This window comes from Skermanella sp., assembly GCF_059503625.1.
In genome coordinates, this window is sequence record NZ_JCACHA010000702.1 from 1 (window position 1) to 11,599 (window position 11,599).

An 11,599-nucleotide genomic window follows, 5' to 3' on the forward strand; every position below is an offset into this window, starting at 1 on the left:
CGGGTCATCCACCAGATAGCTCCGGCCGCTGAATGTCTGCGTTCCGGCGCAGCCGGACAGCGCACAGATGAAAAGGGCGGCGCGAGCGATGCCCATTCCCGCCATAGGGCCGATCTCCCCTTGATGCGTCAGGGAGCACTATAACGGCTTGGCGAGAGTTTGGCAGCGACTCAGACCAACTGCCTCACACCAACTGCCTTAGACCAACTGAATGAACGGCTCTTCCGCGGAATTCCCGATACCCCACAACTCGCCCTTTTCCAGGTTGAACCACCAGCCATGGAGCGTCAGGTTGCCGGCCTCGACCCGCTCCCGCACCCAGGGGAACGTCATCAGGTTCTCCAGGGAGACCTTCAGTCCGGCCTGCTCGACCAGACGGCTTCCTTCGGGGCCGGTAATCGCATCACGGCCGATGCAATCGCAGGCGCGTTCCGCGATCGACACCCACGGCGCTATGAACTCGCGGTCAGGCTTCTCGCCCCACGAGGCCTTGCGGAGCACGTCCATGCCGCCGCAGCGCGAGTGCCCCAGCACGACGATATGCGCCACCTTCAGGTCCCGCACCGCGAATTCCAGCGCGGCGCTGGTGCCATGATAGTTGTCGTCGGGCGCATAGGGCGGCACGAGATTGGCGACGTTGCGGACGACGAACAACTCGCCCGGCTGGGAGTTCAGCAGCAGCGCCGGATCGACCCGCGAGTCCGAGCACGCGATCATCAGCACTTCGGGCTGCTGGCCGTTGTTCACCAAGGCCTCGTACAGAGCCGGGCGCTGCTCGAAATTGGTCACGCGGAAAGCTTTGAACCCGGCAACCAGACTATCGATCACAGACATCGTCTTCCCTCCCAACAACAGTTACGCCCGTCCACAAGCCACGTGCCCGATACCATATCGCATGCCGGACATCCTATACCGCAGCGATACCGCAGTGCGGCAGGTGACTGATTACCGCATCTTCGCCCCGTACAAAAGTCATATCCTTTCATTACCCCGCCCGGATCGTTCTCAGCTCCGCCGCCGGCCCTGCTTGTGCAGAAGGTTTGCGACCAGCCCCGTCCAGCCGGTCTGGTGCGACGCTGCCAGGCCGACGCCGGTATCGCCGTGGAAATACTCGCGGAACCAGATATAGCTGGAAAAATTCGGGTCGGCCTGCAAGCGGTGCTCCCGCCCGTGGAACCGCTCCAGCGCCTCGACGATCAGGCAGTTCATCGGGAACCACACAGGCCCCCGCCGGTTCGAATTGCCGCCGAACATATAGGTCTGGCTCTCGCCCGGCTCGTAGCCGACTTCCGGCCCCGACAGCCCGAACAGCCGCTCCTTCAGGATCGGGGCTTCCCCGTTCCACAGCGCCAGGGCCAGGCAAAGCCGCTGGGCAGAACCGCGCCAACCCGTCCTCACCCCAGCGATAGGCCCGCGAGCAGGCCTGTTCGTAGGTCACATGGTTCCAGGCCTCGCCGTCGGCGCTATAGTCCTCGCGCACGGCGGCCCATTGGTGGCGTGCGGAGCCATCATGTGGTCCACCTCTCTAAAAATCCTGCGGCTGTACACACGCAAGAAGCGGGCCATACGGGTATACACTCAGGCCCTGCGGTATGTTAGGTTCGCCGCCATCATGCAGAACACCGTCATCGGACTCGATCTCAGCACCACCACCGCCAAGGCCATCGCCTGGAGCCCGGACGGTCGTCCCGTGGCCGAAGGCCGCGCGCCGCTGACGCTGGAGCGGCCGGAGCCTAACGCCTACGAGCAGCACCCGGACGCGTGGTGGCGCGCGGTTCAGACCGCGCTGGCCGGCGTCACGGCGCAGATCCCGGCGGACCGCGTCGCCGCTATCGCCATCGTCAACCAGCGCGAAACCATCGCGGTCACCGATGCCGCCGACAGGCCGTTGCGCCCGGCTATCCTGTGGCTGGACGAACGCCGCAAGGCGGAGGTCGCTGCCCTAGCCGCCAAGGTTGGTGTCGAGCGCATGCATGCGCTGACCGGCAAGCCGCTGGACTTCGCGCCCGCAGTCTACAGCCTCGCGTGGCTGGCCCGCGCCGAACCTGATGTGTTCGCCCGCATCGCCCATGTCTATGACCCGCATGCCTGGATCGTCCGCCAGCTTACGGGAGAGTTCGCCACGAGCTGGGCCAGCGCCGATCCGCTCGGCGCTTTCGACATCGGCGCTCACGTCTGGGCCGGCGATGTCCTTCAGGCGCTTCCGCTGGAGACGGGTAAGTTCCCAACCGCCGTAGCCCCCGGTACCCTCATCGGCCAAGTCACCCCGGCAGCCGCAGCGCTGACCGGCCTGCGCGCGGGCACTCCGGTCATTTCCGGCGGCGGCGACGGGCAGGCAGGCGGCCTTGGGACCGGCGTCGCGAAGCCGGGCACGGCGTACCTAAACCTCGGCACCGCCGTCGTTTCCGGCGTCTATGACCGCGCCCCCCGCATCGACCCGGCGTTCCGCACGATGTGCGCCATCGACCGCGATGGCTATATCCTGGAAACCTCGCTCAGATCGGGAACGTTGCTCGTCAACTCCATGATCCGGCAGGTTTTCGGCCTGGACCCCGACGCCGATCCCGGCATCTTCCGCCGGCTGGAACAGGAAGCAGCATCAGTTCGCCCCGGCAGCGGCGGGCTGCTGCTGCTGCCCTACTGGAACGGCGTCATGAACCCCTATTGGGACCAGGACGCCCGAGGCTGCCTGCTGGGATTGTCGCCCGACCATGGCCGGGGAGAGATCTACCGCGCGCTGCTGGAGGGCATCGCACTGGAGCAGGCCTTCGCCACCAACCGCGTCGCAGCCGCGACCGGCACGCCCGTCGAAAGCTTCGTCGCCATCGGCGGCGGTTCGGCCAGCGATCCGTGGTGCCGCATCATGGCCGACATCACCGCCCGGCCCGTCATCCGCGCCGAAACGGCGGAAGCGTCGAGCCTGGGAGCCGGCATAGCGGCGGCGGTCGGCATCGGCTGGTACGGCAGCTTCGCCGAAGCCGCCGGAGCCATGACCCGCACCGGAACGGTGTTTGAGCCGGATGCGGCCCTGGCGGATTTCCATGCCGAGCTGCTGTCGCTCTACGCCGACCTGTACCCGCGCCTGCGCGATCTCTATCCCCGGCTGGCCGCTCTCAGCCGGCGCTGAAGCCGCCGTCCACGGTGACGCAGGTGCCGTGTATCATCCCGGCGGCGTCGCTGAGCAGGAAGGCGATGGTCGCCGCGACCTCGACCGGGTCGGCAAAGCGTCCCATCGGGATACGTCCCAGCATCGGCCCGGATTTGGCAGGATCGCTCCATGCCTTCTCCGCCATAGGGGTCAGCGTCACAATGGGATTGACGCTGTTGACGCGGATGCGATGCGGCCCCAATTCCAGCGCCATGACCCGCGTGATCGCATCCAGCGCCGCCTTCGACGCACAATAAGCCGTGTGGTCCCTGGTCCCCACGGCGGCAGCGAGGCTCGACACGTTGACGATGGCTCCAGGGCTGCCGCGCCGGACGAGATCGCGGGCGACTTCCTGGGCGACTACCAGCGGCGCGCGGGTATTGACCGCCAGAGTACGGTCGAAGATCTCGGCGCGGGTTTCCAGGAAGCTTTCCAACTCGACGATCCCGGCGCAGTTGACCAGCGTGTCGACCGGCAGAACGGCGCGCACGGCTGCCCGCGTCGCTTCCACGTCGGCCAGATCGACGACGCTGCGGTCGAACGCGATCACCTCGGCTCCGCGTTCCGCCAGAAGCTTCGCTGTCGCCAATCCGATGCCCTTGGCGGCGCCGGTAACCAGCACCCTCTTGCCGGTGAAATCTTCGGTCATGATCATTCCAGATTGGTGTGCCGCGCCCGCATCGCCTCGGCGGTGATGCCAAGCCGCTCCCGCAGCAACAGCACCAGGACCTCGAAGAAGACGTACTGGGCGCCCTCGAACGCGCTGCCCATCGACAGCACGGCGCTTGCTCCAGGACCGGAGTCGCTCGCCATCGTCTGGGCCGGCAGGCACATCACGACGTCTGCCGCCTTGGCAGCGGCCCCATCCGGCTGCGCGGTGATCACCGCAACCCGCGCACCCGCATCCCGCGCCACGCCGATCAGCGCCATGATGGTGGAGAACTCGCCCGGCCCGGCGCTGACCACCAGCAGGTCGCCCGGTCCGATCGCCGGGGTCGTCATGTCGCCCACGGGATGAGCGTCCAGGCCCATGTGGAACAGGCGCATCGTCAGCGCCCGCATCATCAGCCCCTCGCGCCCGACGCCGTGCAAGGCGATGCGACGCGCCGCCGCAAGTTCCTCGATCAGCGCCGATATGGCGCTCTCGTCGCCGCTCCCGAACGTCGCCGCGATCTCCGCGCAGGCCCGGCCGGCCAGTTCGCTCACAGTCTTCGTCACGACACCCTCTTCTCCAAATGGGGGTTTTCCGTCACCGGCTGGCCGATCAGCTGCTCGGCGGTCGCTTCGTCGATCACCAGTTCATGCACGAACTTGCGCAGCAGAACAGCCCGGATGATGTCCGCCTTGTAAGGTCCGCCCGACACCAGCACGACCTTCCTGATGTGCCGGAGATCTTCCAGATCCAGCGAGATCACCCGCCGGTTCAGTGGATGATCAACCTCTTCGCCGTCCTTGTTAAGGTAATGTCCGAGCAGATCGCCGACGGCACCGGCGGCTTTCAGGGTCCGGGCGTCTTCCGGACTGACCAGCCCCAGCTCGATCATCAGCGAGCGCTTGCTGAGATCGCCGACGGTCACCAGCGCCATGTCGGCGTTGCGGGCCTGCCCGAGTACGTCCTGAACCGAGCCTTCCGCCAGCATCATGTCGCGGTACTCGTCCGAACTCGCATACACGGGAGCCGCCAGATAATAGTACGACCCGCCGAACAGGCTGGCGAAGCTGGACGCGATTTCCGCCGTGTTGTTGGCCGATCCGTAATGCAATCCGCCCAGCAGGGACAGGACCTTCAGATTGGGCAGCGACTTGCCGCGCGTCTCGCGCACCGCCTGCCGCAGCGTCCGTCCCCAGCCGACCGCCAGGGTGCAGCCGTCCACGAGCTGGTCGTGGATATAGGGAGCGACGCCGACCCCCAGCACCCGGAAGATGAAGCGCTGGTCCTCCGGCGTCGGGACCACGGTCACGCGCTCCAGCCCGTACATCCGTTCCAGCTCGTATTCCAGCCGGATGCAGGACGCGAGCTTGGAGTTGATGCGGATCTGAACGACTCCGGTCTCGCGGGAGTTCGCCAGCGCCTTGTTGACCCTGACCCGCGTGATGCCGAAGCGGTCGGCGATCTGCTGCTGGGTCATGTCCGTGATGTAGTAGTACCACGCGATGCGGATGTTGAGCTGATCTTCAGAGCTGGCTATGACGTCATCGTCCAAGTGTTTGTTCTGCACAGCTTTTTCCTTCCCGCATCGGCAACGGCCTTTACTTGACGGCTCCCATGGTCAGGCCCTGGACGAGGTGCTTGGAAACGATCAGAGCGAAGACGATCACCGGTAGCACGATCAGCGTGCCGGTCGCCATGATCTCACCCCAGGGCAAATCGTAGCCGCTCATGAAACTGGTCGCCGCCACCGGCGCCGTTCGCGCGGTATTTCGCGTCAGGACAAGGGCATAGAGCAGTTCGTTCCACGAGAAGATGAAGGAGAAGATCGCCGATACGGCGACGCCCGGCATCGCCAGCGGCAGCGCTATCCGCCAGAAGATCGTGAACCGCGACGCTCCCGCCAGCCGGGCCGCCTCGTCCAGATCCTTGGGCACGCCCCTGAACTGGTCGGTGCAGATCCACACCACGATGGGAAGGTTGAAGGTCAGGTAGACCAGGACCAGAACCAGATGCGTATCGATCAGGTTCAGCGTCCGCGCCATGATGAAGATCGGCAGCGCCACGACGATCGGGCTCAGCATGCGGTTGGTGATGAACCAGAACCACAGCTCTTCCTTGGACTTGAACTCGAACCGGGCCAGCGCATAGGCCGCCGGGGTCCCCAGCCCTACCGCCAGCACCGTCGTCGATACCGCGATGATCACGGAGTTGATCAGGCTGGACAGAACGTCCCGGTTGAACAGCACGGAGTAGTAGTTGTCCAGGTTGGGCGTGAACACCCAGATCGGCGGTGAGGCCAAGGCCTCGGCCTGGGTCTTCAGGCTGGTCGCGACCATCCAGTAGAACGGGAAGACCGCGAACAGGAAGATCGCCAGCAGGCCGACCAGATGCCAGGCGTTGACCAGACGCTTCGGTTTCGCCGGAGCCGACTGCCGGACCGCCGTGTTTTCGGCTGATGCTACCGCCATGGTCAGACCTCCCGGTAGACGTATTTGACGTAGAGACGGGCGAGGACGATGGTCAGGATCAGCAGCATGATCGCCTGCGCCGACGCGACGCCCTGGTCGAACACCCGGAAGCCGACCCGCTGGATATAGACGCTGACCAGTTCCGTTGCGGCCCCCGGACCGCCGCGCGTCATCGTGAAGACGGTGTCGAACATCTTCAGGATATCGGCCGTCCGCAGGATCAGGATGACCGTGACGCTGGGCAGCAGGAACGGCATCTGGACATAGCGGACGATCTGCCAGCGGCTCTTTGTTTCCAGCCGCGCCGCTTCCTCGATCTCGGTCGGGACCATCGTGAGGCCCGCCAGCAGGACCAGCGCGCAGAACGGCGTCCACTGCCAAATGTCCATCAGCGCCACCGCGATGAAGGCGTTGGTGGTGTCGCCCAGCCACTCGACCGGTCCAGCACCGACGAAGGCCAGCACGGCGTTCGCCACGCCGAAATCGCGGTTGAAGATCAGGCGTCCGATCAGGCCGGCCACGGCGGGAGCCGTCGCCAGCGGGATCACCAGACTGAGCCGCGCCAGCAGCTTGAAGCCCGACAGCCCCGGCTTGTGCAGCAGCAGAGCGATGATCAGCCCAAGCGCTATCTGGATCGGGACGACGGTGACCAGGAACATGAAGGTCCGCCCCAGCGCACCCCAGAACGAGGGGTCGTAGAGCACGGTCAAGTAATTGTCCAAGCCGACGAACGGCGTCGGATCGCGCGGCTTGGCAAGGTTGTAGCGCCGGAACGAATTGACCAGCGCGAAGACCGTCGGAAAGATGCCGATCAGCGCCAGGGCCGCGACGGCCGGCGCCAGGAAGGCGAAAGCCGCGCGCTTGTTGTTCCACATCGTCGGGAACACGGCCGGCTTAGCCGGTTTGCCGGGCTGAGTGCCGCTGGACATGGCCGAGGCTCTCCCCTTCAGAATTTCGTTTAGTATCGAGCTTGTACTGAGAGCCGGAGAGATCGACCCGCGAGAGCGCTTGCGCATCGTAGGTCGTTCTAGAGCGAAGCGGCAGCCGACAAGCAGGCGCGTCTATGTCGGCTGCCGCTTCGCTCTAGACCGACCTACGGCATCGGCATCTCTCCCAGTCGATGTCTCCGGCTCCCGGTATTACTTCCGCAGCGGCTTGCTGCCGTCGTAGTAGCCGGCCTGACCCAGTATTTCTTCCATCCGGGCGCCGATCGACTGCGCGCCCTGCTCGATGCTGACATTGCCCAGCATCATGCGGGTGCCCCACTCGGCCACCACCTCGGACAGTTCCGGCCACTCGGCGAAGCGGGGGCGGAAGTCAGGGACGCCGCCGTCCCAGGAAGCGACCATCGGCGCCACGAACGGATAGCGCTTCTGGATATCCGCGTCCTTGTAGACGCCGGTCCGCCCGCTGACGCCGCCGGCTTCGATATACGGCTTCGCCATTTCTTCCGACGTCACCCACTGGATGAACAGCCACGACGCCGCCTTCTTGGCATCCGACGACTGAGCGTTGACGCCCAGCGAGAAACCGCCGAGGGCGGGCTTCAGACCGGCCGGACCGGCAGGCTCCGTCGCCACTGCCAGACAGTCGGTGATCTTCGACTTGGACGGATCGGACAGCGTCGAATAGAACGCCGACCATTCCGTGATCATCGCCACGTTGCCCTGGGCCAGCGCGTTGACGGCCTCGGCGTGGTCATAATCGACGATGCCGGGCGGCATGTACTTCATCAGGTCCTGGCGGAACTTCAGGCCGGCCTGCGACTGGGCGGAGTTCAGGTTCGACTTGAACTTGTCGTCCAGCAGCGATCCGCCGAACGGCCACAGCACGCGCATGAAGCTGTCTGCCGACTGAGTCTCGCCCCGGCGCGACTGAAGCGCGTAGGCGTATTTGCGGTTGGCCGTGTCGGTCAGCTTCGGCGCGTAGACGTTCATCAGCTCGTCCCACGTCGCCGGCGGCTTGTCGAAGCCGGCCTGCTGAAGCGTGCACTTGTTGTAGTACAGCAGCCCCGAATAGTTGTCGAACGGCAGGCCGTAGACTTCGTCGCCCCAGGTGCCGAAGGATTCCAGCAGGATCGGGAAGAAGCCCTTCAGGTTCAGCTTGGGATCGGCCAGCTTGGCGTCGTCCGTAAAGGTCTTGACCGGCTCCAGCCAGCCGTTGCCGGCGAACTCGCCGATCCAGACCACGTCGGTCAAGACGACGTCGATCTCGCCGCCGCCGGTAAAGTCGAGCACCTGCCGCTCGCGGCTGTTCTCGTAGGGGACGATCTCGTAGTCGACCTTGATGCCGGTCTTCTTCTCGAACTCCGGCAGCAGCTTGATCGCCGCCGCATAGCCGGGACGGTCAAGGAAGATCGCCTTGATATTGGTGCCCTTGTAAGGCTGTGCCGCCTCTTCCAGGGTCCAGGCCATGGCGCTGACCGACGTCATCAGAGCGCCCGCGAAAGCGATGGCGCCCCATAGTTTTTTCCTCATTGCGTCCCCCTCCATGTTCTTATTGACGTTGATTACGGACATACCCGAGACTGCTTGCCATGAGGCTGCCGAACAAGCAGCCTTCGGGCCTTACGCCTGACCGGGAAGAATGATGGTCTTGACGGCGCCATCGTGGAATTCCGCCGGGTAGCTGAAGGCGTTGTCCGCGTCCTCCAGGGCGAAGCGATGGGTCACCATGGTATCGACATCCACCCGGCCCGATGCGACCAGCTTGATGGCGCGTTCATAGACATGGCCCATGCGGCGCGACATCTTGATGTCCAGCCCCTTGCGCCGCAGCAGCGACGCCGACAGCGGCATGTACTGGTCGCCGTCGGGAATGCCGACCAGCACGATCCGGCCGCCGATCCGCGCCGTCTCCGCCGCCACCTGGAAGCCCATCGGCGAGTTCGTCGCCTCCAGCACCAGATCGACGCCGCGTCCGTTGGTCCAGTCGGCGATAGCCGTGTGGCTGTCGGCCACGTCGTCGGCCCCGAGCTTCTTCGCCAGATTGGCGCGATAGCCGACCGGATCGATCGAGTACACCTTGTCCGGGCAGATCATCCTGGCAAGCTGAAGCAGGCACAGCCCGATCGGACCGGCGCCGATCACGGCGACCGTTTCCATCACCCGCTTCATCTTGGCAAGGTCCATCGCATGGATCGCGACGCCCAGCGGTTCCAGCATGACGGCCTGGATATCGGTGAAGTTGTCGGGGACCGGGAAGATCTGGCTGGGCGCCGCCGAGATCTGCTCGGTCATGGCGCCGTGGGTCGTCGGCGGGGCGCCCATGAAGACGACGTTCGGGCACAGGTTGACGTGGCCGCGCTCGCACCATTCGCAATGACCGCAGGGCTTGGCCGGATCGACCGCGACGAGTTGGCCGGCGCGCAGCCCCAGGTCGGGCCGGTCCTCGATCACGCGGCCGGCGAATTCGTGGCCGGGGACGAAAGGCTGGCTGATGACAGCCGAGCCGATGGCGCCTTCCTTGTAGTAGTGCAGGTCGCTGCCGCACACGCCGACGGCACTGACGTTCAGCAGAACTTCGTTGGCCGCGGGCTCCGGCGTCGCCTTGTCGCCGACTCTCAGGTCACGGACCCCGTGTATATACGCGGCGCGCATGCTCAGCACTCCCCCCTGGCTTTCGTATCGTTAGAGAACTTTTGTATCGGCGAATTTACAAATATCGTATTGTGCGGTATCTAAGGGTGTCAAGCATTTGTAATTCGACCAATACATATATTCCGAGGGAAGGCGCCGGCACCGCCGGACAAGAACGAGAATCCTGGGAGGGGAGACGACTGTGACCGAAGTCAGGCTGAACGGCGTCGAGAAGGCGTACGGCGATGTCAAGGTCCTGCACGACATCAAGCTGGACATCCAGAACCGTGAGTTCGTGGTCTTCGTCGGCCCATCGGGCTGCGGAAAATCGACCCTGCTCAGGTCGATCGCCGGGCTGGAGGACATCACCCAGGGCAGCATCAGCATCGGCGGCCGGGATGTCACATATCTGGAGCCGGCGGACCGGGGCGTCGCGATGGTGTTCCAGTCCTACGCGCTCTACCCGCACATGACGGTCTACGACAACATCGCCTTCGGCCTTAAGATGGCCAAGAAGCCCAAGGCGGAAATCGACCGCCAAGTCCAGAACGCCGCCCGGATCCTCCAGCTCGAACCGCTGCTCCAGCGGAAGCCCAAGGCGCTCTCGGGCGGCCAGCGCCAGCGCGTCGCCATCGGCCGCGCCATCGTCCACGAGCCGGAGGTCTTCCTGTTCGACGAGCCGCTGTCCAACCTCGACGCCTCGCTGCGCGTCCAGATGCGGGTGGAGATCGCCAAGCTCCATTCAGACTTGAAGGCGACGATGATCTACGTGACCCACGATCAGGTCGAAGCCATGACGCTGGCGGACAAGATCGTCGTCCTCAACAAGGGCCGGATCGAGCAGGTCGGCTCACCTCTGGAACTCTACCGCCATCCGCGCAACCGCTTCGTCGCCGGCTTCATCGGCTCGCCGCAGATGAACTTCCTGCCGGTCACGGCGTCGGCCGTCGCCCCCGGCGGCGTGACCGTCACCCTGCCCGGCGGCGACAGGCTGCTGGTGCCGGTCGCATCCGGCGGCGTCGCTCCCGGCGCGTCCCTGACGCTCGGCGTCCGCCCGGAAGACCTGTCCGAAACCGGCCAGGGCGAGGCCCGCATCCCCGGCCAGATCCTCGTCGTCGAGCACTTGGGCGGCGAGACCTTCGCCTACACGAAGACCGCCGACGGTTCCCAGATCATGGTCAAGGGCGACGGCAACTTCGAGCCCCGCGCCGGCGACACCCTCTCGGCCGGCGTCACCGCCCGCTACTGCCACCTGTTCGACGAATCGGGAACCGCCCTGCCCAACCTCGCCCGTAAATCCGCTGCGGCGGCGTGAGCGCACCATGGCCGAGATCTATGTGATAGGCGTCGATGCCGGGACCGAGAGCATGCGGGCCGGAGTCTTCGACCTGACGGGAACCGTTATCGCCGAAGGCGTCACGCCCATCGCCACCCGCTTTCCCCAAGCTGGCTGGGCCGAGCAGAGCCCGGAGGACTGGTGGCAGGCGCTCGGTTCGTCGGTCCGTCAGGCGGTTGCCAACGCCAAGATCCGCCCCGACCAGATCGTCGGACTCGCCGCCGACACGACCTGCTGCACGGTGGTGGCATTGGATGCGCAGGGCCGCTCGCTCCGCCCGGCGATCATCTGGATGGACATGCGCGCCGCCGGACAGGCCGCCCGCATCGCGACCCTCGACGACCCGGCCCTCAAGGTCAACAATGCCGGCCGGGGGCCGATCTCGGCGGAATGGATGATCCCCAAGTCGCTGTGGAT

General features: G+C 65.3%; 12 protein-coding genes. 3 read left to right on the top strand and 9 right to left on the bottom strand.

All coding sequences use genetic code 11. The features are described from left to right. Nucleotides 1–198: 198 nt before the first annotated feature. Nucleotides 199–834, bottom strand: a complete 636-nt coding sequence (locus AC5JJ6_RS23305; protein ID WP_496044342.1) for a carbonic anhydrase — start codon at nucleotides 832–834, stop codon at nucleotides 199–201. Between the two features lie 171 nt (nucleotides 835–1,005). Beyond that, nucleotides 1,006–1,398, bottom strand: coding sequence for a hypothetical protein (locus AC5JJ6_RS23310; RefSeq protein ID WP_496044343.1), 393 nt, complete (start codon nucleotides 1,396–1,398; stop codon nucleotides 1,006–1,008). A 214-nt stretch (nucleotides 1,399–1,612) separates the two neighbouring features. Here AC5JJ6_RS23310 and AC5JJ6_RS23315 point away from each other — a divergent pair, with 214 nt between their 5' ends. Continuing rightward, the gene (locus AC5JJ6_RS23315; RefSeq protein WP_496044344.1) at nucleotides 1,613–3,127 is read left to right on the top strand and encodes a xylulokinase; all 1,515 of its coding nucleotides are present in this window, start codon (nucleotides 1,613–1,615) and stop codon (nucleotides 3,125–3,127) included. Here the strand turns inward: AC5JJ6_RS23315 and AC5JJ6_RS23320 are convergent. The 7 genes from AC5JJ6_RS23320 to AC5JJ6_RS23350 form a co-directional block, all read right to left on the bottom strand. Further along, the gene (locus AC5JJ6_RS23320; RefSeq protein ID WP_496044345.1) at nucleotides 3,114–3,797 is read right to left on the bottom strand and encodes an SDR family oxidoreductase; all 684 of its coding nucleotides are present in this window, start codon (nucleotides 3,795–3,797) and stop codon (nucleotides 3,114–3,116) included. The genes AC5JJ6_RS23315 and AC5JJ6_RS23320 overlap by 14 nt on opposite strands. Before the next feature lie 2 nt (nucleotides 3,798–3,799). After that, on the bottom strand, nucleotides 3,800–4,366 hold the full coding sequence (locus tag AC5JJ6_RS23325) for an SIS domain-containing protein (RefSeq protein ID WP_496044346.1): 567 nt from the start codon (nucleotides 4,364–4,366) through the stop codon (nucleotides 3,800–3,802). Next, nucleotides 4,363–5,367 carry a sugar-binding transcriptional regulator gene (locus AC5JJ6_RS23330; RefSeq protein WP_496044347.1) on the bottom strand — a complete coding sequence of 335 codons (1,005 nt, stop codon included), beginning with the start codon at nucleotides 5,365–5,367 and terminating at the stop codon, nucleotides 4,363–4,365. Before AC5JJ6_RS23330 ends, AC5JJ6_RS23325 begins: the two co-directional genes overlap by 4 nt. A 31-nt stretch (nucleotides 5,368–5,398) precedes the next feature. Then, complete coding sequence (locus tag AC5JJ6_RS23335; RefSeq protein WP_496044348.1) at nucleotides 5,399–6,268, bottom strand: carbohydrate ABC transporter permease; 870 nt, start codon at nucleotides 6,266–6,268, stop codon at nucleotides 5,399–5,401. Nucleotides 6,269–6,270: 2 nt separating this feature from the next. Next, a complete protein-coding gene (locus AC5JJ6_RS23340; protein ID WP_496044349.1) occupies nucleotides 6,271–7,197 on the bottom strand; it encodes a carbohydrate ABC transporter permease in 927 nt (308 codons plus the stop codon). A gap of 210 nt (nucleotides 7,198–7,407) precedes the next feature. After that, nucleotides 7,408–8,745 carry an ABC transporter substrate-binding protein gene (locus tag AC5JJ6_RS23345; protein ID WP_496044350.1) on the bottom strand — a complete coding sequence of 446 codons (1,338 nt, stop codon included), beginning with the start codon at nucleotides 8,743–8,745 and terminating at the stop codon, nucleotides 7,408–7,410. A gap of 90 nt (nucleotides 8,746–8,835) precedes the next feature. Next, the gene (locus AC5JJ6_RS23350; protein ID WP_496044351.1) at nucleotides 8,836–9,867 is read right to left on the bottom strand and encodes a zinc-dependent alcohol dehydrogenase; all 1,032 of its coding nucleotides are present in this window, start codon (nucleotides 9,865–9,867) and stop codon (nucleotides 8,836–8,838) included. Nucleotides 9,868–10,048: 181 nt separating this feature from the next. Here AC5JJ6_RS23350 and AC5JJ6_RS23355 point away from each other — a divergent pair, with 181 nt between their 5' ends. Both AC5JJ6_RS23355 and AC5JJ6_RS23360 read left to right on the top strand, forming a co-directional pair. Beyond that, entirely contained in the window at nucleotides 10,049–11,161 is a 1,113-nt protein-coding gene (locus AC5JJ6_RS23355; protein WP_496044352.1) for an ABC transporter ATP-binding protein, read from the top strand. A 7-nt stretch (nucleotides 11,162–11,168) separates the two neighbouring features. Beyond that, nucleotides 11,169–11,599 (top strand): FGGY family carbohydrate kinase (locus AC5JJ6_RS23360; protein WP_496044353.1); only part of this gene is annotated, 431 nt, incomplete at its 3' end.

Coding starts and splice junctions, on each gene's coding strand:
- AC5JJ6_RS23305 (WP_496044342.1), bottom strand. CDS start 834: ATGTCTGTGATCGATAGTCTGGTTGCCGGGTTCAAAGCTTTCCGCGTG.
- AC5JJ6_RS23315 (WP_496044344.1), top strand. CDS start 1,613: ATGCAGAACACCGTCATCGGACTCGATCTCAGCACCACCACCGCCAAG.
- AC5JJ6_RS23320 (WP_496044345.1), bottom strand. CDS start 3,797: ATGACCGAAGATTTCACCGGCAAGAGGGTGCTGGTTACCGGCGCCGCC.
- AC5JJ6_RS23335 (WP_496044348.1), bottom strand. CDS start 6,268: ATGGCGGTAGCATCAGCCGAAAACACGGCGGTCCGGCAGTCGGCTCCG.
- AC5JJ6_RS23340 (WP_496044349.1), bottom strand. CDS start 7,197: ATGTCCAGCGGCACTCAGCCCGGCAAACCGGCTAAGCCGGCCGTGTTC.
- AC5JJ6_RS23345 (WP_496044350.1), bottom strand. CDS start 8,745: ATGAGGAAAAAACTATGGGGCGCCATCGCTTTCGCGGGCGCTCTGATG.
- AC5JJ6_RS23350 (WP_496044351.1), bottom strand. CDS start 9,867: ATGCGCGCCGCGTATATACACGGGGTCCGTGACCTGAGAGTCGGCGAC.